We start from the raw sequence: 17,234 nt of genomic DNA, 5'->3' as shown, positions 1-17,234 counted from the left end.
TTTCCCTAAAGGGCATGGCATGGCTTAAGCGCTTGGCACTAGCAATTTCTGTTGGCACGCTAGTAGTTGCCATTCCCTTTTATGGCAGCTCTTCAACCAGTCACGGCACTTTCACAGTTCCTATGCTTATTTCTGAGTCTGCAGCAATTGTTGCTGCACTAGGATTGTTAGTGCTGTCGTTTACTTCAGCATTCCGCCAAAAAACAGTTGGGAGCGCCTAACAATGCGCTCAACTGTCGCTCACTTCGTTCGCTGGACTCGCAAAAGCTACGCTTTTGCTCGCCCGTTAGCTTAATCGTTAGAGCCCCGCATGCATCGAGACCTATCGCCACTAAGTGCAGACCCTTTGGATACAGCCAATTGCCGTACGCCAGAGATCACCGATATACGCTGCGACATGAACACTCTGCTTGTTACGGTTAAGGACATGGAGTCGGGGCAAGAGACTATTGTCGAGTTTGCAGAGTTCGAAGGATTCAGAGTCTTAGACGAGGGTGATCTACTGGAGTTTTGGCCAACCTGCTCAAGCTTTTGGTTGTATAAAATTACTGCAGGTGGTTGGTTAGAGCAGGAGTGTCTTCGTCCAGGCTTCGTGGCACGAGAAACAAAAATGTACTTGAGTTCTTCATCGCCGGAGTCAACGCTTGCGTTAGCGTAATTGCTTGGTCAGAACCTAAAGTAACTGCAAAGTGGCTCTAACAATGCGCTCAACCGTCGCTCACTCCGTTCGCTGGACGTCCAAAAGCTGCGCTTTTGTCCGCCCGGTAGCTTAATCGTTAGGGATACACATGCGCCGCCCCACCTACTCATCCGCACTAATGAACAATACAAAGTGGCGTGAGGTACTAAGCCTAGTTGGACGCATGGGTGAGAGGTTTGAAGTAGCCTATGTCTGGGAGGAACGATTTCAGCCCGCATTGCCACCAGCGGAGGATCAGCTGAAAGAAACACATATCGCCGACCCAGGAATAGCAGGTGGCCCAGCTGAATATATTGATATTTACTCCATACGTATTCCCAAAACAATCTGGGCTCAAAATCCAAAAACAGGCGAAAAACTACCGAGCACTGAAAAAAGTGACCGTTTTCTAACGGAGGCAGCAAAACTGGGCTTGCTGCCACTCGAAATAAAGGGCGACTTCATATATGTATATGGCTACAGTCACCGCAATCCCTAACAAGTGGTTCAAATCGCTCGCTTCGCTCACTGGGACGGGCTAAAGCCCGCCCCTTAACCAAACGTTAGGAGCCAAAGATGTGGCAGCCGATATCACAGAGTGAACTGAAAGAGCTGATATCCCAGCAGCTTGCAGAATGCACTCCTGAAACCCGCGCCCAATATATGGCTAACGCTATCGCACCACAAAAATGGGCTCTCTCGCCTTGGGGGGATGATGGGGGCGGTTTCTGGGTAATTGCTATATATGGCAATTCCGTACTTTGGTACAACGACATAGAAGATGGTTTCAATACCTCTTTATATATAAAAGAAGGAGCTATTGAGCATTACTGGTGCAACCAAGACACACTGCATACAGCTCTACTTGGTCTAATCCTGAGTTCGCCAAAGCTAGGAGCACCCAATGCACTTACGTAAGCTCCTAACTACTCACTCAACCTCGTTCGCTCCGCTCACTGGACTCGCAAAAGCTACGCTTTTGCTCGCCGGTTAGCTCAAACGTTAGAGGCACATGCTATGGACAACGGCGTTGCCAGTGCCATGAACAATACAAAGTGGGACAAAATCAGGCTGGCTATGGCTGCTCTTGATCCAAGCCCAAGCTATAGAACCCGCTGCATTGATAACGGCTATATATCCAACTGGGACCATGAGTGGCTTTATCACTTCCAAATTGGCGGATACGAGTGCATTGAATGGCTTGAAATTTCCTGCGAAACAGAGCAAGAAAAAAGCAATGTACTAAATGCACTCAAAAAAATTCATATCCCAGGTGAGACGACACCTACTGGCTTTATGATCTATGGCTATATAAAAGCAGGGCAAGTAATTGAGTACATATGAGCCTCTAACAATTGGTTCAAACCGCTCACTTCGTTCGCTGGGACGGGCTAAAGCCCACCCCTTAACCAAACGTTAGAGGCTCCATGTCAGGACCACGCATTCACCCGATACTTGAGTGCCCATCGCAATATCAGATTGAGGCGCTTGCCTGCTACTTCGATCCAGAAGATGAAGACCAATCGTATCTAGACCTCACGCTCCGCAAGGAGGAAGTGCGCGTAACGCTTAGGTTCAAACGCCCAGTAAATATCGCTATCGAACCAGGGTTCCCACATCACACTGGCGGTATGGTCATCTACGACAGGAGCAAGGATGGTCTGGAAAATATCGGGGTTGAAGTAGCGGATTACGAGTCATCGCACGGCGCTATTACTTTTCTTGCAAAGTCAGTTGGCCGCCTCTAACAATGCGCTCAACTGCCGCTCACTTCGTTCGCTGGACGTCCAAAAGCTACGCTTTTGGCCGCCCGTTAGCTTAATCGTTAGGTGCACTCATGGAAGAACCTGCGAAACCTAGCCAGGTAAAAACCAGTAGTAACTTGATCACATATGGCATTTCCATTTGTGGCCTAGGTGGCATCTTATGGCTATTCCATATGACCTATACAGCGATCAATATGATTATCGCTGGAAAAGGGCTAGAAACTTATCGAACTTTCTGGCTTGTACAGTTTAATTGGTATGGCTTTCTTGCTTTCATAATGGCTTGCGCCATCGCTATTTCCATTTGCCTCTGGTTGCGGCGGCACGAACACATGCAATGGAAAAGTCTGCAGAAAAAATATGGTCGGCGTAAACGCACACCTAACTAGTGGTTCAAGCCGTTCGCTTCGCTCACTCGGGACGGGCTAAAGCCCGCCCCTTAACCAAACGTTAGGCGCAAGGGCAATATTGGTTCTTCAGCACCGAGCCAGGGAACACAATCATCGCATCGTCGCGGTGATCCTGAATCGAATGGTCGCCTGGTAGTAGAGGCCGTTATTTGTGGCCAGCAAAGGAGTTGCTTTCAAAGAATGTGCAACTGTCCGGGCCAAAACCGACACGCTGTGCGCACCGCCGGTTAAGCTCGGCGCTGGCATCATTTCCGGTGTTCGGCTGGGCAATCTAACAATTGGCTCAAGTCGTTCGCTTCGCTCACTCGGCACCGGCGAAGCCGGCCCCTTAGCCAAACGTTAGGCGAAAGGGCAATATTGGGTTTCAGCACCTAGCCAGTAAACACAATCGCCGCACCGTCGCGGTGTTCCTGAATCGAATGGTTGCCTGGCAGTAGAGGCCGTTATTTGTGCTCAGCAAAGGAGTTGCTTTCACACAATGCGCACGTCACAAATAACCTTTGGGGCCAAAACCGACACGCCGTGCATTCTACCGGTCAAGCGCAGCGCTGGCCTCACTTGCCGCGTACGGCTGGGCAGTCTAACAATTGGCTCAAGTCGTTCGCTTCGCTCACTCGGGACCGGCATAGCCGGCCCCTTAGCCAAACGTTATGCCTCAACAGCATTGAGTACAACCCATGGAAGACGCATTGATTGGTTTGGCAGGACTACTAATAGGTATCTTGCTAAACGAGTACTACAGGCGAAGCTCACGAATTGAGAAATACTCCAGCCAGGTATTTGAAAAAAGACTTGAGGTATATGAAGGGCTTATGTCTGAGGTAAAGCAAGCCGCCGACATAATCAGCGACCTCGTAGAAAACCCAAATATTGATGTAGATAAGAAAAAAGAAATTGCATTTCATGCAGGGCTTGCCGTAGCCACTTACACTGATCGCCATCAATTCTATCTCAATGAAGAAATCTCAGTTCATTGCACAATGGTGTTTATTCGAACCCCAGACATTTTCGAAGAAACAACAAACGAGCAAGAGCTGAAGTTATTCCGCATGAGCACCAAAGAAACCTATGAAATGATCCGGTCAGAGGCTGGCATCGTTGAGCTCGACAGCTTATTCAGGTCTATAACTAAGTCATCACCGGGCGGAGAGCTAATCGAATATTACCGAAAAGCCAAGAAAGCCCATGCGCGCAAAGCATAACAACTGGTTCAAGTCGTTCGCTCCGCTCACTCGGGACCGGCTAAAGCCGGCCCCTTAACCAAACGTTAGAAACCATTGCCAAACAAAGGAGTTGTAATGAAAAAGGTCTTGATCGCAGCATTCGTAGCTTTTTCCAGCACATGCCTAGCTACGGAACAACCTTTGGAGTTCCCAACAAAAAACGGAGTATTCACTATTAGCAGCACATCAGCAGGCAGCATTTATAGTGACTATGACTTTTTATGGAATGGCGTAAAAATCGGCCCAAGCACAACACTTCTTGATGTATCGGCCACTCAGGTTTTCAACCCCAAAACCAATAAATCCCAAGTAGTTATAGTCGCTGCAAATGGTGGCAATGCATGTGCCAGCACAGCAGCTGTTGCAACATTGTCACAAGAACCTGCGCAACTCTCACCATCTCTTCTATTTTGTGGTGGCTTCGAAGGCATCACTTTTAATCCAGAGACCAATATCCTGACACTCACAGGCCTAGACCGAGACGGCCTAACAATCACTTACACCATAGAAAACGAAAAAATCTTTGAGAACGGCAGCCCTCTCAAGAATCCGACTCCCTTCCTAAATGGTTTCTAACAACTGGCTCAAATCGTTCGCTTCGCTCACTGGGACGGGCTAAAGCCCGCCCCTTAACCAAACGTTATGCACTACGGGGAACCCGCATGGAACGCAGCCAAAGTTTAAGAAACTTCCTTAACAGTCTCAAAGAAGACTTGGTCACTTTTGAAAATGCGGACTTTTCAGATATTAGCTGGTGCAGTTACGAGGGCGAAAACGCCTTACACATTGCAGTAATAAGAAACGAAATAGATCTAGCTAGAGAACTAATTGATCTAGGCATTGAAATCAATGCACGCGGCGACCTTGGCCATACACCACTACACGAAGCAGCATCGATGTGCGATCTTTCAATGGTGAAATTACTTGTCGAGTCCGGTGCAGATCTTCACGCTCTTACTGAGGGCGACCCAGCATTTACGCTTGCTCGATACGCAAAAAAAGATGATATCTGCGACTATCTAGGGGCAGAAATGAATAAAGTACATCAGAAAGACCCTGCAGCTTGGGCCAAAGCGCAAATAAGCTATCTAAAAAGAGAGATAGTTAGACTTCAAAAGCAGTACAACGTGCAAAGTGCATAACAATGCGCTCAACTATCGCTCACTTCGTTCGCTGGACGTCCAAAAGCTGCGCTTTTGGCCGCCCGTTAGCTTAATCGTTAGGCACCATGGAGATACATTTGCATGGACGTTACGCAAAACCAATTGTTGGCTTTCGCCGTTTACGAAATCCGGCAATTGCTCGCCCATCATTTAGGTAGCGACGACACTCCTGATCCGGCGGTGAAAGCTGCAGCCCATTTGGCATATGCTCTCCATAATCAAGCTGACGCCATCCTGCAAGGGCGCACATTTGATCCTCAACAAGCAATAGAATCTCTGAGCGCAGTAGATCGAATGTTGGCAACAAATTTTCAAGCTAGGCTCTTACAATCAGTTAGCCATGATGCCTAACTAGTGGTTCAAATCGTTCGCTTCGCTCTCTGGGACGGGCTAAAGCCCGCCCCTTAACCAAACGTTAGGTACTCATGGTGTACTCATCAGCCCCGCCGGAGTAGCACATGCGCCACCTTATAGCTCTCGCTTTTTGCTTTATATTTCTATCTTCACAAGCTCAAGCCTGTCGCGGCCAAATCCTTGAAGACACACTTTTCTTTGAATCCCTTCCTAACCCGCCGCTCAATGCAAACCTAGTCGCAAAAGTGTCTTTGCCTGAGGTAAGCCGCGGAACAGCTACGGCAGAAATAATACAAGTACTTACAACATCTACCACAGAGATTTACAAAGGAAAAAATTTCCCAATAAAATTTAGATTTTCCAGTTGCGGCCCCAATCACAAAAACGGAGCCGAAGGGATTATCATCGCTAAAACGGGCATCGATGGCGAGGGGCGTCTTGTACTATATCCATACATGCGCAGATATAGTGATGATCGAATTACCCCACCACACTTGGACACAGATAGGTAGCCACAGTGCAAATCTCTAAAAACCAGTTCAAACCACTCGCCTAGCTCACTGGGACGAGCTAAAGCCCACCCCTTAACCAAACGCCAGAGGCTTCAATAATGATGCGAGGTGTCTTTCTTGGCGCGATTATTACGCTTTCATCCTCCACATTACATGCGGAGCCCAGTGAGTGCTACGCATCTACATTCAAGCTACGCGATTATAGTGCAGCCATCGAGACCTGGGGCGAGGCAACAAATTTTATGAAAATAGCGAAAATAGATAATAATAAAATACAATTCGAGCTATTGCAGTACGGTGGAAATTTTCACACTTGCGCATTACCCGGCTTCGCCATAAGGCAACCAGACGGAAGCTTTATATTTAGAGATGAAAAAATTATTGGTCTGAGCCTGGCTGGGAGCTTTATGGAACCCCTAGCGATTCCGGCATTTGCGAGATTAGCTTTAAATTCACCGAGCAAGATGTGACCATCAGCACCACTAATTACTGCAAGGGGTTTTGTGGCGCAAGAGCCGCACTTGGCGGCGTCATTAAAAAAGCTCAAAACTGCAGCGAGTACAGGCTCTAATAGATGGCTCAAGCCGTCCGCTTCGCTCACTCCGAGCCGGCTAAAGCCGGCGCCTTAACCAAACGTTAGGTTCTCCATCAACAATGTCACGCAGCCTGAAACTAATCACCATCATCGTGATAACCATTTCCTTCTGGTTGTTGGTGGACAGACTGCTTCCAAGGGAGGAGATGGACACTCACGTCCATCAACTTAACCAACCCACTGGCCCACTGGTCTACGGTGTTCCCCTCTCTGGTGGAGAATTGGATACATGCGCCCTAGACACGGACGAATTATCAGCACTATGGCCACACGCAGAGATAGTCGTTGAAAGAACCTTGCTCTTGGGCAGATGTGTCAGTGTAAAGCCGATACGCTGTGTGAGGATGATGTGCTCGCCACTTGGGAGCAGAAAGATAGATGCCGATGCCTTGGTGCAAAAGGCTCTGCATGTCGCCTACGGGGAGGAGTATGAGAACATCGCCAGCCTCAGTGCCGACCATCCGGGGTATTCACCTCAAGTCAGAAGATGGCCCATTATTAGAGAGCCGCTTGTGCCGGAGCGCTATTCGGTCAGGCTACCTGAACAGCTGGTAATCTTTGACAAAGATACCAACTTCATCACCACGCGAAAATGCGGTAGCACCGGGGGTTACTGTCAGGCCGTCAAGCGCACTCGGGTTGAAGGGAAGTGAAAGGTATACACCATTCCGTCGCGATAGATCCCCGCCAGTTGCACCTGTGTAGTCCCTTCGCGGCTTGGCTACTACGACGACCCTCACGTCAAACGTGAAATGACAATGACCCGCCCGGTGCCAAAACACATAAAAGAACTAACAGTTTCCGATCTGGAACGTAATCGTTGGTGTGTATACCACAACGACGAAGAAGGCTATGACAGCTTTGAGTTTGTCATACCTGACACCCATCTTGGCTTTTCAGAACATGCCATCGAAATTGAGCTGTCACACTTTGCTTTTCCTGATGGCAGGATAATGAAAGGTAGCTTTGATGGCTCAGCATCTTTTTCGATTTTCCACGATGATAACTGGCACCCTCTCTGGTTCGGCGCTTCAACACCAAATGAGAACACCATTAATGAATTCAAGTGCTTTCTAACTATCAATCACCTTACGTTACCTGTACATGCAACAGCAATCTGGAGTGGCACATCAAAAACATTCAGCGGCTTACAGTATATTGGTGATAGAGGGGCCATACGTGAGATTGTCTTGTAACAACCACATCAAGTCCTTCGCTTTGCTCACGCAGGATCAGCTATAACCGCCCCTTTGCTCAACCATCAAGCCCCCTAACTGCTAAACATGGATGACTCCACATGGGAAAAGGCTTCCTCCTCGCTCTCGCACTCCTCTGGGCAGCGCTGCCGATGATCTGGCTGGCCCTGATGCTGCAGCGCTTCAGCTTCACTCGCATCCCGGGCGTGCTGCTGCACTGGCTGTCGTTCATCTCCTATGCGTTGGGCTGTGCCGTGATGGCGTCGCTCGCCCAGGTCATGGCGGAGCGTAATGACTGGGTGTTCGCGCTGCAGTTCGGCGGAGCCTTCTCTGCGATTCCCGTGGTGATCTGCACGGTCCACTACTGCCGCCGGGTGTACGCCTGGCTGGTGAACACTGGGCGAATCCAGGCCCGCCAGCCTGACCAGACTGATTGAGCGGGGCCGGTCATGCCCGAGAAGCGCACAAGCTTTTTCGCCTGTCTGGTCGCTGGTCTCTGCCTGGCGCTGGTCTGGCTGGGCGGTATCGTGTTCATCTTCAGCTACTTTCGCGACCCGGTATTCGGCGACTGGCGTGGTGGCGAGCCTTCCGGCCTGGTACTGGCGGCCAACGGGCTGGCTTACCTGGCCAGCTGCTTCGTATTCGCCGCCGGGACCGCAGCCATTGCCAGCCGGCGCCTGCGCAACCTGCGCGCCGCCATGGCCGTGGGCGGCGTCAGCCTGGCAACGGTGGTTCTGCTACTGGCTGCGTTGATCCCATTCGCGCATTTCGGTGTCAGGGTGAGCTACTGATGGCCGCTGCCGTGTGCCTACACAAGGGGACTGCCCCATGCACCGCCTGATGATCTTCACTCCGCAGCCGGCCGTGCTCGCTGACTTCTACTGCCGGCTGTTCGGCCTGCAGGTCGGCCATCGCGAAACCGGCTTCGTCGATGTCGCGGGCCCGTCGGGTGTGCGCCTGGCCTTTCACCAGGGCAGAAGCGCGCCCAGTCGTGCGCTGAAGCTGTGCTTCTATGCCGCCGATGTCGCCGCCGAGCGCGCGCGCCTGATCGAGCAGGGAGTGCCGATGGGCCAGTTGAAGGGCAACGCCGACGCCCTGTGGTTCTGCGATGGTCAGGACCCGGACGGTAACTGCCTGCAGATAAGCAACCGCGCCTGAGCCCTCGCCTAGCGCCGCAGGTACCAGACGAGCGCAAACAGCCAGCGCCGCCAGCCACGCTCAGCCGAGGCCAGTAGCCCCTGGGCCACGGCGTAGCGCCAGGCCCAGTGCAACGCCTGGCGCAGGTTGCGCAGCGGGCTGGCGGGATCGCGATACACAACTTCGCTGAGCAAGCCCATGGCCTGCGCGTCACCGGCTTCGGCCGCTTGCAACAGCAACTCGTGCGCCTCCTCCCAGGCCACCGGCGCGAAGCTCAGGAGCCACTCGCCGAGCAGGCGCCGCAGCGATGCCGGCGCCCGTGGCCCATGCACCTCGAGAAACTGCCGGGCATGGTGCAGGGCTTCCTCCCACAGCTCGGCGGCGGCCTGTGCCGCCTGCGCGTCGGCTTCGCTGGCGAGTAACTGCACCAGGGCCTCGGTCGCCAGGCCATGGCCGTCGGCCGACGCCACGCGCCAGGCCTCGCGGGCACGTTCATGATCGACCGCACAGCCCTGGCCGCTGTGCCAGCACAGGCCCAGCCAGTACAGGCTCTGCGCATACTCGGCATCGTCGTGGCTGCAGTAGCGCTGCACCGCCTGCAGGGCCTGGAACGCCCGCCGGGTATCCGGTTCGCCGGCGGCCGGATCGAGCCACAGGCGACCGATACAGAGCTGCAGGCGCCCCTGTTCGTGCAGCTGGGGGTTGGCGGCAGCGGCCAGCTCGACCCAGCGCCGCGCCTCGCGCAGGTCACCCACGCCGCGCAAGGCCAGTTCGGCCAGCCACAACCAGGCGGCGGCCGCTGGCTGCCCGGCAACATCCTCCAGGCCACAGGCGCAGCGCGCCCAGTGCAGGGCCTGCTGCTCATCATCACACTGCTGCGCCAGGGCCAGGGCGGCCTGCAGATCGCCCTGCAAGTAACGCTGCCGGTACTGCTCGGCAGTTGCCTGGGCAGGCTCCGCGAGGGTCTCCGGCAGCCAGGCGTCGCCGTCATCCGCCACCTGGAAAACGTCCGTCGGAATGGCGGGCGCCTGATCCGCCGGCAGTGCCGCGCAGAACTTGGCGAAGCCAGTGCCGACGGACTCGAAGTGCTCCTCACGCAGCAGCGCCTGGAAGTAGGGATGATCGAGGCTGTTCAGGCCGAAGCCGCGACACCAGTCCGCGAGGTCCTCGAAGTCCACCACCAGGGTGATTTCGTGCAGTTCCAGTGGGTCGCCGTCCTGCACCAGCTGCAGGCGCGAGTCGGCGTTCCAGCGCCAGAACTCGATGCGCGACGGCGCGTGCGCATCGAACGGGCCGGCCAGTGCATCAACATCCCCCTGCAGCCACAACTCGGCCAACGGTCGGCCGAGGTCGGCGGCAGCCTGCTCGATGAACGCCGCGACGGCGGACAGATAGATGCCCAGGGCCGGCACCCGGTGAAACTGTGGATGGGCCGCGATGAAATCGCAGAACTGCCGCCAGTTGCGCAAGGCCTGCTCGACCTCGACACGCAAGCCCTGGCGCGGCACCTCGGTCGCCGGCTCTGGCACGGTGACCGCTGGCATCACGGTGGCGCCGGCCAGCAGCAGGCACCAGAGCGGGGAGACATCTTCGCGCCGCGCCAGGCAGCGGGGCGCGCCGCTGGCGCCGCCAATATGGAGCCAGGCGGCACTGGCCAGTTGTGCTTGCGTTGGCATGGATCACCTTCCCTGATTGAAGGCGCCATTGTGCCGCAGCGGGGCGGCCCTGGCTGCCAGCGCGCCAGCAAATGCCAAGTACGGCTCAGCCTGGCAGGCGCATCCTGAAGCAGGCACCGCCTAGGCTGGAGTCTTCCAGCTGCAGCTGGCCGTCGTAGCTGTCGAGGATGTCCACCACCACCGCGGTGCCGATGCCCTGCCCCGGGTGCTGGCTGTCCAGGCGTTCGCCGCGCTGGAGGATGCGCGCGCGCTGGTCGGCGGGTATGCCGGGGCCGTCGTCCTCGACCACCAGCTCGCAGCCCTCGGCGCCGATCCGCGCGCTGACGCGGATCTGCCCCAGGCACAGGCGATAGGCGTTCTCCAGCAGGTTGCCGAGCAGCTCGAACAGCGCGCCGCGCTCCATCGGTACGCGCAGCTCGGCGGGGAAATCGCGCTGCACCTGCACGCGCTTGTCGCGGTAGACCTTGTCCAGCGCGCCGCACAGGGTGTCGAGCACCTGCGCGAGCGGTTCGCGGTGGCGCACCAAGCCGCTCTTGCGCAGGCTGGCGCGCTGCAGCTGGTAGTCCACCTGCTGGCTCATGCGCTCCACCTGGGTCTGCAGCACCTGTGCCGGCTCGCGCTCGCGCAGCCCCTCGGCCACGCCCTGCAGCACCGCCAGCGGGGTTTTCAGGCTGTGCGCGAGGTCGCCGAGCGAGTCGCGGTAGCGTTCGCGCTGGCGCCGCTCGCCGTCGAGCAGGCGGTTCAGCGAGTCGGTCAGGCGCAGCAGCTCGCTGGGATGCTCGCGGCTCAGGTGATCACGGTTGCCGCCCTCCACTTCATCCAGCTCGCGGCTCAGCCCACGCAGGGTGCCGAAGCCCCAGGTCAGGCCCAGCCAGAGTAGGCCGAGCAGCACCAGCAGCGCACCGCCCAGCCACAGGCGCAGCTGGCGGCCGAGGCCGTCGAGCATGGCCTGGTATTCGCTGGCCGGCTGCATGGTGACAATGCTGTAGGCGGCGGTTTCACCACGCAGCAGGTCGACTTCCAGGTCGTAGACGAAGAACTCCTCGCCGCGCCCATCGCGCTGGCGCACGAAGTCGTGGCCTTCGCCGTCGTAGCGCGGGCGGTAGTCGATCTGCTCGTCGGCCGTGGAGGGCGAGCGCCACAGCTCGCGGCCTTCGCGGTCGTAGATGAAGCCGAGCAGGCGTGATTCGAGCAGGTTGAATTCTTCATCCGGCAGGCGCGCCGGCATGCTCAGGCGACCGCCGTCGATGCGCGCTGACGAGATCAGGGTGGCGGCATCGGCCGCCAGGCGCTGCTCGATGACGTTCTCCAGGGCGTTGCGGAACGCGCCCTGCACCAGCGGCAGCAGGGCCGCCATGAACAGCACCGCCAGGGCGGCGGCACCGAGCATCAGGCGCACACGCAGCGAGCGGATCATCGGCAGCGCTCGGTAAACAGGTAGCCCTGGCCGCGCACGGTGTCGATCGGCTTGAGCGCACAGGCGCCTTCCAGCTTGCGGCGCAGGCGCCCGACCAGCACCTCGATGACGTTCGAGTCGCGCTCGTCCTCGCCCTCGTACAGCTGTTCCATCAGGCGGTCCTTGGACACCACCTGCTGCGGGTGCAGCATGAGGTATTCGAGAATGCGGTACTCGAAGGCAGTGAGCGCCAGCGGCTGCTCATCGACCAGCGCCTGCTTGCGGTTGAGGTCGAGCTTGAGCGGGCCGGCCTCGACGCTGGACTGCACCAGGCCGACCGAGCGGCGCAGCAGCGCGTGCAGGCGCGCTTCCAGCTCCTCGAACTGGAACGGCTTGACCAGGTAATCGTCGGCACCGGCGGCCAGGCCCTCGACCTTGTCCTGCCAGTTGCCGCGGGCGGTGAGGATCAGGATCGGCAGGCTGCGGCCCTGGCCGCGCAGCTGGCGGATCAGGTCCAGACCGCTCATGCCGGGCAGGCCGAGGTCGACGATGGCGATGTCGTGGTTGAATTCCTGGGCGCGGTACAGCGCCTCTTCGGCATCGGCGACGGCATCGACCACGAACGCACGCTCACCCAGGCGGGTGTGCAGGTGGTGGCGCAGCAGCGCCTCGTCCTCGACCACAAGAATCTTCATGCTGGCTCTCCCTCACGACAGGCCGGGCTGTGCGCCCGGCCTTCTCCCTGGTAGGTCAGAACTTGTAGCTGGCGCCGAGGTACAGCTGGCCGCTGCTGTGCAGGTCCAGCGAGCCGACCTTGCCGCCGTCGTGCGGGGCCATCTCGGTGCTGGCGTTGGTGCGCAGGTAGCGGTAACCGGCTTCGATCGACGCATTCTGATTCAGATCCTGCAGAATACCCACCTGCAGGCCGGCCGCGTAGCCGATGTCGCTGTCGCGCTTGAAGCCGCTGGACTCCTGCTCCAGCTTGACCAGGCCGAGGGTGGCGCCGCCGAACAGCTTGGTGCCGTTGTCGCCCAGCGGCACGAACACGTCGTAGCTGCCCAGCAGGTTCTGCTGGCGGTGCTTGTAGCCCTGGTAGCTGTCGGAGACGTTCTCGTAGGTCATGTAGTAGCGGCCGTCCTGGTCCACCTGGCCGGCGCGCACGCCCCAGGTGCCGCTGCCGTTGATGACTTTATCCAGCTTGGGGTTGTCCAGGTTCTGATTGAGCGCATGGGACTTCTGGATGTTGTTATCGGTCTGGCCCCAGGTCAGGCCGACGAAGTTGTCGGCGGCATTGGCGCCGACGGCGGCGCAGGTCAGGGTGGTGGCCAGGGCGAGTTTGCTCAGGGTGTTTTTCATGATGTTTTCTCCGCGTTGGGACAGTGGCTGAACTCGGGGACCATGTTGCCAACGCGGCCCTGAACCGCCGCTGAACCCTTGCTGAACCAACGCTGAACGAAAATGCATGGCTGCGCCGGGCTTTTGCTCTAGCCTTGGCACGCCTACCGCACAAGGATTTTTCCGCCCATGTTCAAACGCAGCTTCCACTCCCTGCTCGCCACCTGGCTGGCCGGCCTGATCGCCCTGCTGCCGCTGGCGCTGTCGCTGGCCCTGCTGGGCTGGCTGGTGAGCCTGCTGAACCAGTTGATCGGCCCGACCAGCTTCATCGGCAAGCTGTTCGCCGGGCTCGGCCAGCCTTTCGTCAGCAGCCCGGAGCTGGCCTGGCTGCTCGGCACCCTGGCCCTGGTGGTAGCGCTCTACCCGCTCGGCCTGGCCGTGCAGCTGGGCCTCAAGGGGCCGCTGCGCCGGCTGTTCGACCGCACCCTGCGGCGCATCCCGCTGCTCGGCAACCTGTACGGCCTGGCCGACCGTTTCGTCGGTCTGCTCGACCAGAAGGACAATGCCGACCTGGCCGCCATGCGCCCGGTGTGGTGCTTCTTCGGCGGCGACGGCACCGCCGTGCTGGCGCTGCTGCCCAACCCCGAGCCGGTCGAGATCGACGGCCGCGCCTACCACGCCATCCTGGTGCCCACCGCGCCGGTGCCGGTGGGCGGTGGCCTGCTCTACGTGCCGGTGGAATGGGTCAAGCCGGCGGAGATGGGCATGGACAGGTTCACCAGCATCTATGTGTCGATGGGCATCACGCCGCCGACGGCAACGCGCGGATGACCCTGCACGTCGCGCTGGCCAGCGCCGGCCACCTGCTGACACGCGCGCCCACCCAGAGCGCACTACCCTGGTGGAGCTTCGGCAAGACGGTGCTCGCGGCTGCGGCCCTGGCGCTGGTGCGCGACGGCCTGCTGGAGCTGGACGCCGAGCTGGCCGACGGCCCTTTCAGCCTGCGCCAGTTGCTGCGCCACCAGGCCGGGCTGGCGGACTATGGCGAACTCGCCGACTACCACGCCGCCGTCGCCAGCCAGGCAGCGCCCTGGCCGGCCGAGGAGATGCTGCAGCGCCTCGACGCCAGCCGCCTGCGCTATCCGCCGGGTCAAGGCTGGCGCTACTCCAATGTCGGCTACCTGTACGTCGCTCGGCTGCTGGAGCGGGTCACGGACCTGCCGCTGGACGCGGCCCTGCAGCGCTGCGTACTGGCGCCGCTGGGCCTGACGCAGGTGCGTCTGGCGCGCCGCCGCGCCGACTGGGGCGCCGGCGCTCCCGCCGGGTATGATCCCGCCTGGGTCTACCACGGCCTGCTGGTCGGCCCGCTGGACCAGGCCGCGTTGCTGCTGGAGCGCTTGCTGGGCGGCGACTTCCTGCCGCCGGCGCTGCTGCAGCAGATGCGCACGCCGCACCGGCTCGGCGGCCCGCTTGCCGGGCGCCCTTGGATCGCGCCTGGCTATGGTCTGGGCCTGATGCTCGGTCCGGAAGCGGGCGGTCTCTATCTGAGCGGACACAGCGGCAGCGGGCCGGGCAGCGTGATCGCGGTGTACCGCGGCGCCACGGCAAGTTGCGCGGTCTTCCTCGAAGACGGCGCGGAAGGTACTGTCGAGGCCGAGGTGGTACGCCAGCTGCGCAGCATCGATGACGCGCAGCGCTAACCGAAGGCCAGCTGTCGGTGCAGACCGGCTAGGCTTCAACCTCCATTCTATCCACCGGGAGATATCCATGCGCCCACTACTGACTGCCCTGTTGCTGTGCTGCTCCACTATGGCCCAGGCCGCCATCCAGACCCGTGAAGTCCCCTACACCGCCGCCGATGGCACCCGCCTGGTCGGTTACCACGCCTGGGACGACGCCATCAGCGGCCCGCGGCCCGGCGTGATCGTGGTGCATGAATGGTGGGGCCTGAACGATTACGCCAAGCGCCGCGCCCGCGACCTCGCCGCCCTCGGCTACAGCGCCCTGGCCGTGGACATGTACGGCGACGGCCGCAACACCCAGCATCCGGACGACGCCAAGGCCTTCATGAACGCCGCCCTGGCCGACCCCGCCATCCCCAAGGCACGCTTCCAGGCCGGCCTAGACCTGCTCAAGGCGCAGCCGCAGACCGACCCGGCCAGGCTGGCCGCCATCGGCTACTGCTTCGGTGGCAAGGTGGTGCTGGATATGGCCCGCCAGGGCCTGCCGCTGGCGGCCGTGGTGAGCTTCCATGGCGCCCTGGTCACCGCCACGCCGGCCACGCCCGGCAGCGTCAAGGCCAAGGTACTGGTCGAGCATGGCGCCGCCGACAGCTTCGTCACCCCGGAGCAGATCGCCGCGTTCAAGGCCGAGATGGACCAGGCCGGCGCCGACTACCGCTTCGTCGAGCTGCCCGGCGCCAAGCACGGCTTCAGCAACCCGGATGCCGATGCGCACAAGGGCCATGGCCTCGACCTGGGCTACCAGAAGGAAGCCGACGAGCGCTCCTGGGCCGATATGCAGGCGCTGTTCAAGGACGTGTTCTAGCGCTGCAAAAAAAACGGGAGTCCCTGGGGACTCCCGCACTCGTATCAGCAGAGTAAAACCGGATGGGCGATTCGCCGCTCCGGCTACAACCTCACCAGCGTCCACTTGGAACGCATGTCCCATTCTGACCAGAAACAAGCGTTTGCTCTGTAGTGCTTCGTTGTTGCTGTGCAAAGAAATGTAAACGCCTGGCCTGCACACCCCGGCCACGGCAGAATGCCGGGCATGAGCCTGCCCACCCCGCCTTTCTGCCAACTGCTGCCCTCCCCCGCGCCGTTGCCCCTGCCCGCCACCCGGCTGGTGAGCGCGCATTTCGACACGGCGCAGCTCAGGCCCGAGGACTTCCCCGATAGCGGCATCACCCCGGTGCGCGGCGTGACCAAGCGCCAGGCCGAGTACCTGGCCGGCCGCCTGTGCGCCCGCGAGGCCCTGCACCAGCTCTGTGGCCAGACGCTGGTGCCGGGGCGTGATGAAGACGGCGCACCGCTGTGGCCCGCCGGCACCGTCGGCTCCATCACCCACGGCGCCGGCCGAGCCGCCGCCATGGTCGCCCTGGCGCGCGACTGGCGCGGCCTGGGCATCGACCTGGAGAAGCACCTGAGCACCGAGCGCGCCGCCAGGCTGGCCGGCGAGATCCTCACCCCGACCGAGCTGCAACGCGCCGCCGGGCTGGACCCGGAAGCATTCGCCCGGCGGGTGACCCTGACCTTCTCGCTCAAGGAGAGTCTGTTCAAGGCGCTCTACCCGCTGGTGCTGACCCGTTTCTACTTCCACGACGCGGAGCTGCTGGCGGTGGACGGCGCAACGGCACGCCTGCGCCTGCTGCTCGACCTGCATGCCGACTGGCCGCGCGGCAGTGAGCTGGACGGGCACTTCGTGGAATTCGACGGCTATCTGCTGAGCGTGGTGGCGGTATAGCTCTTCTCCCCCTCGGGAGAGGGGTTGGGGTGAGGGAAATACCGCGAGTCGCCTGGACAACCCTCACCCCCGCCCCTCTCCCAGAGGGAGAGGGGAAGATTGGCGCCGCCGTCAGGCCAACCGTAGCCCGGATGTAATCCAGGATGGCAGCACAACCGAACCCCTCTCCCGGATTGCATCCGCGCTACGCCAGCGCCCCCTCTCCCGTTTACGGGAGAGGGTTGGGGAGAGGGAAGAACCACGAGTCGCCTGGACAGCCCTCACCCCCGCCCCTCTCCCAGAGGGAGAGGGGAAGATCGGCGCCACCGTCAGGCCCACCGTAGCCCG

General features: G+C 59.3%; 23 protein-coding genes. 19 read left to right on the top strand and 4 right to left on the bottom strand.

All coding sequences use genetic code 11. The features are described 5' to 3' along the window. From PA6_RS24025 to PA6_RS19965, 15 genes are all read left to right on the top strand, one after another. On the top strand, positions 1–221 hold a 221-nt coding region (locus PA6_RS24025; protein WP_217997229.1), incomplete at its 5' end, for a hypothetical protein. A gap of 567 nt (positions 222–788) precedes the next feature. After that, positions 789–1,178: a hypothetical protein gene (locus PA6_RS23525; protein WP_021702789.1), complete on the top strand. Its 390-nt coding sequence runs from the start codon at positions 789–791 to the stop codon at positions 1,176–1,178. 77 nt (positions 1,179–1,255) lie between these two features. Further along, positions 1,256–1,597 (top strand): hypothetical protein, encoded by a 342-nt coding sequence (locus PA6_RS22995; protein ID WP_021702788.1) that lies wholly within the window; start codon positions 1,256–1,258, stop codon positions 1,595–1,597. A 99-nt stretch (positions 1,598–1,696) separates the two neighbouring features. Continuing rightward, positions 1,697–2,023: a DUF6678 family protein gene (locus PA6_RS22990; protein ID WP_021702787.1), complete on the top strand. Its 327-nt coding sequence runs from the start codon at positions 1,697–1,699 to the stop codon at positions 2,021–2,023. An 83-nt stretch (positions 2,024–2,106) separates the two neighbouring features. Further along, complete coding sequence (locus tag PA6_RS23520) at positions 2,107–2,427, top strand: hypothetical protein (protein WP_021702786.1); 321 nt, start codon at positions 2,107–2,109, stop codon at positions 2,425–2,427. Between the two features lie 1,105 nt (positions 2,428–3,532). Continuing rightward, on the top strand, positions 3,533–4,057 hold the full coding sequence (locus tag PA6_RS23515; protein ID WP_021702785.1) for a hypothetical protein: 525 nt from the start codon (positions 3,533–3,535) through the stop codon (positions 4,055–4,057). Positions 4,058–4,153: 96 nt separating this feature from the next. Continuing rightward, positions 4,154–4,654 carry a hypothetical protein gene (locus tag PA6_RS23510; protein ID WP_021702784.1) on the top strand — a complete coding sequence of 167 codons (501 nt, stop codon included), beginning with the start codon at positions 4,154–4,156 and terminating at the stop codon, positions 4,652–4,654. A gap of 86 nt (positions 4,655–4,740) precedes the next feature. Further along, positions 4,741–5,220 carry an ankyrin repeat domain-containing protein gene (locus tag PA6_RS22985; protein ID WP_021702783.1) on the top strand — a complete coding sequence of 160 codons (480 nt, stop codon included), beginning with the start codon at positions 4,741–4,743 and terminating at the stop codon, positions 5,218–5,220. Between the two features lie 102 nt (positions 5,221–5,322). Then, positions 5,323–5,592 carry a hypothetical protein gene (locus PA6_RS22980; protein ID WP_081694025.1) on the top strand — a complete coding sequence of 90 codons (270 nt, stop codon included), beginning with the start codon at positions 5,323–5,325 and terminating at the stop codon, positions 5,590–5,592. Positions 5,593–6,205: 613 nt separating this feature from the next. Next, on the top strand, positions 6,206–6,577 hold the full coding sequence (locus PA6_RS23505; RefSeq protein WP_147289538.1) for a hypothetical protein: 372 nt from the start codon (positions 6,206–6,208) through the stop codon (positions 6,575–6,577). Between the two features lie 184 nt (positions 6,578–6,761). Continuing rightward, positions 6,762–7,355 (top strand): hypothetical protein, encoded by a 594-nt coding sequence (locus tag PA6_RS23500; RefSeq protein ID WP_021702781.1) that lies wholly within the window; start codon positions 6,762–6,764, stop codon positions 7,353–7,355. A 105-nt stretch (positions 7,356–7,460) separates the two neighbouring features. Beyond that, a complete protein-coding gene (locus PA6_RS23495; protein ID WP_147289539.1) occupies positions 7,461–7,898 on the top strand; it encodes a hypothetical protein in 438 nt (145 codons plus the stop codon). 101 nt (positions 7,899–7,999) lie between these two features. Next, complete coding sequence (locus tag PA6_RS19975) at positions 8,000–8,335, top strand: hypothetical protein (RefSeq protein ID WP_021702779.1); 336 nt, start codon at positions 8,000–8,002, stop codon at positions 8,333–8,335. Positions 8,336–8,347: 12 nt separating this feature from the next. Further along, complete coding sequence (locus PA6_RS19970; protein WP_021702778.1) at positions 8,348–8,689, top strand: hypothetical protein; 342 nt, start codon at positions 8,348–8,350, stop codon at positions 8,687–8,689. A 37-nt stretch (positions 8,690–8,726) separates the two neighbouring features. Beyond that, on the top strand, positions 8,727–9,056 hold the full coding sequence (locus PA6_RS19965; protein WP_021702777.1) for a VOC family protein: 330 nt from the start codon (positions 8,727–8,729) through the stop codon (positions 9,054–9,056). Between the two features lie 8 nt (positions 9,057–9,064). Here the strand turns inward: PA6_RS19965 and PA6_RS19960 are convergent, their stop codons facing one another. From PA6_RS19960 to PA6_RS19945, 4 genes are all read right to left on the bottom strand, one after another. Then, positions 9,065–10,711 carry an SEL1-like repeat protein gene (locus PA6_RS19960; protein WP_021702776.1) on the bottom strand — a complete coding sequence of 549 codons (1,647 nt, stop codon included), beginning with the start codon at positions 10,709–10,711 and terminating at the stop codon, positions 9,065–9,067. A gap of 85 nt (positions 10,712–10,796) precedes the next feature. Then, positions 10,797–12,128 (bottom strand): ATP-binding protein, encoded by a 1,332-nt coding sequence (locus PA6_RS19955; RefSeq protein ID WP_021702775.1) that lies wholly within the window; start codon positions 12,126–12,128, stop codon positions 10,797–10,799. Further along, complete coding sequence (locus PA6_RS19950; RefSeq protein ID WP_021702774.1) at positions 12,125–12,802, bottom strand: response regulator; 678 nt, start codon at positions 12,800–12,802, stop codon at positions 12,125–12,127. The genes PA6_RS19955 and PA6_RS19950 overlap by 4 nt, the downstream gene beginning before the upstream one ends. A 55-nt stretch (positions 12,803–12,857) precedes the next feature. Then, positions 12,858–13,463 carry an outer membrane beta-barrel protein gene (locus PA6_RS19945; protein ID WP_021702773.1) on the bottom strand — a complete coding sequence of 202 codons (606 nt, stop codon included), beginning with the start codon at positions 13,461–13,463 and terminating at the stop codon, positions 12,858–12,860. A 168-nt stretch (positions 13,464–13,631) separates the two neighbouring features. Here PA6_RS19945 and PA6_RS19940 point away from each other — a divergent pair, with 168 nt between their 5' ends. The 4 genes from PA6_RS19940 to PA6_RS19925 all read left to right on the top strand — a co-directional run bounded on the left by PA6_RS19940 (position 13,632) and on the right by PA6_RS19925 (position 16,907). Next, positions 13,632–14,273, top strand: a complete 642-nt coding sequence (locus PA6_RS19940) for a DUF502 domain-containing protein (protein WP_021702772.1) — start codon at positions 13,632–13,634, stop codon at positions 14,271–14,273. After that, a complete protein-coding gene (locus tag PA6_RS19935) occupies positions 14,270–15,142 on the top strand; it encodes a serine hydrolase domain-containing protein (protein ID WP_021702771.1) in 873 nt (290 codons plus the stop codon). The genes PA6_RS19940 and PA6_RS19935 overlap by 4 nt, the downstream gene beginning before the upstream one ends. A 67-nt stretch (positions 15,143–15,209) precedes the next feature. Then, a complete protein-coding gene (locus tag PA6_RS19930; RefSeq protein ID WP_021702770.1) occupies positions 15,210–15,989 on the top strand; it encodes a dienelactone hydrolase family protein in 780 nt (259 codons plus the stop codon). Between the two features lie 225 nt (positions 15,990–16,214). After that, positions 16,215–16,907 (top strand): 4'-phosphopantetheinyl transferase family protein, encoded by a 693-nt coding sequence (locus PA6_RS19925; RefSeq protein ID WP_021702769.1) that lies wholly within the window; start codon positions 16,215–16,217, stop codon positions 16,905–16,907. The last annotated feature ends 327 nt before the right edge of the window (positions 16,908–17,234 follow it).

This window comes from Aquipseudomonas alcaligenes NBRC 14159 (assembly GCF_000467105.1).
GTDB classification, from domain to species: domain Bacteria; phylum Pseudomonadota; class Gammaproteobacteria; order Pseudomonadales; family Pseudomonadaceae; genus Aquipseudomonas; species Aquipseudomonas alcaligenes.
The sequence above is the reverse complement of the archived record's forward strand: the minus strand, read 5'-3'. Positions and strand labels throughout refer to the sequence as shown.

Coding starts and splice junctions, on each gene's coding strand:
- PA6_RS23525 (WP_021702789.1), top strand. CDS start 789: ATGCGCCGCCCCACCTACTCATCCGCACTAATGAACAATACAAAGTGG.
- PA6_RS22995 (WP_021702788.1), top strand. CDS start 1,256: ATGTGGCAGCCGATATCACAGAGTGAACTGAAAGAGCTGATATCCCAG.
- PA6_RS22990 (WP_021702787.1), top strand. CDS start 1,697: ATGGACAACGGCGTTGCCAGTGCCATGAACAATACAAAGTGGGACAAA.
- PA6_RS23520 (WP_021702786.1), top strand. CDS start 2,107: ATGTCAGGACCACGCATTCACCCGATACTTGAGTGCCCATCGCAATAT.
- PA6_RS23515 (WP_021702785.1), top strand. CDS start 3,533: ATGGAAGACGCATTGATTGGTTTGGCAGGACTACTAATAGGTATCTTG.
- PA6_RS23510 (WP_021702784.1), top strand. CDS start 4,154: ATGAAAAAGGTCTTGATCGCAGCATTCGTAGCTTTTTCCAGCACATGC.
- PA6_RS22985 (WP_021702783.1), top strand. CDS start 4,741: ATGGAACGCAGCCAAAGTTTAAGAAACTTCCTTAACAGTCTCAAAGAA.
- PA6_RS22980 (WP_081694025.1), top strand. CDS start 5,323: ATGGACGTTACGCAAAACCAATTGTTGGCTTTCGCCGTTTACGAAATC.
- PA6_RS23505 (WP_147289538.1), top strand. CDS start 6,206: ATGATGCGAGGTGTCTTTCTTGGCGCGATTATTACGCTTTCATCCTCC.
- PA6_RS23500 (WP_021702781.1), top strand. CDS start 6,762: ATGTCACGCAGCCTGAAACTAATCACCATCATCGTGATAACCATTTCC.
- PA6_RS23495 (WP_147289539.1), top strand. CDS start 7,461: ATGACCCGCCCGGTGCCAAAACACATAAAAGAACTAACAGTTTCCGAT.
- PA6_RS19975 (WP_021702779.1), top strand. CDS start 8,000: ATGGGAAAAGGCTTCCTCCTCGCTCTCGCACTCCTCTGGGCAGCGCTG.
- PA6_RS19970 (WP_021702778.1), top strand. CDS start 8,348: ATGCCCGAGAAGCGCACAAGCTTTTTCGCCTGTCTGGTCGCTGGTCTC.
- PA6_RS19965 (WP_021702777.1), top strand. CDS start 8,727: ATGCACCGCCTGATGATCTTCACTCCGCAGCCGGCCGTGCTCGCTGAC.
- PA6_RS19960 (WP_021702776.1), bottom strand. CDS start 10,711: ATGCCAACGCAAGCACAACTGGCCAGTGCCGCCTGGCTCCATATTGGC.
- PA6_RS19955 (WP_021702775.1), bottom strand. CDS start 12,128: ATGATCCGCTCGCTGCGTGTGCGCCTGATGCTCGGTGCCGCCGCCCTG.
- PA6_RS19950 (WP_021702774.1), bottom strand. CDS start 12,802: ATGAAGATTCTTGTGGTCGAGGACGAGGCGCTGCTGCGCCACCACCTG.
- PA6_RS19945 (WP_021702773.1), bottom strand. CDS start 13,463: ATGAAAAACACCCTGAGCAAACTCGCCCTGGCCACCACCCTGACCTGC.
- PA6_RS19940 (WP_021702772.1), top strand. CDS start 13,632: ATGTTCAAACGCAGCTTCCACTCCCTGCTCGCCACCTGGCTGGCCGGC.
- PA6_RS19935 (WP_021702771.1), top strand. CDS start 14,270: ATGACCCTGCACGTCGCGCTGGCCAGCGCCGGCCACCTGCTGACACGC.
- PA6_RS19930 (WP_021702770.1), top strand. CDS start 15,210: ATGCGCCCACTACTGACTGCCCTGTTGCTGTGCTGCTCCACTATGGCC.
- PA6_RS19925 (WP_021702769.1), top strand. CDS start 16,215: ATGAGCCTGCCCACCCCGCCTTTCTGCCAACTGCTGCCCTCCCCCGCG.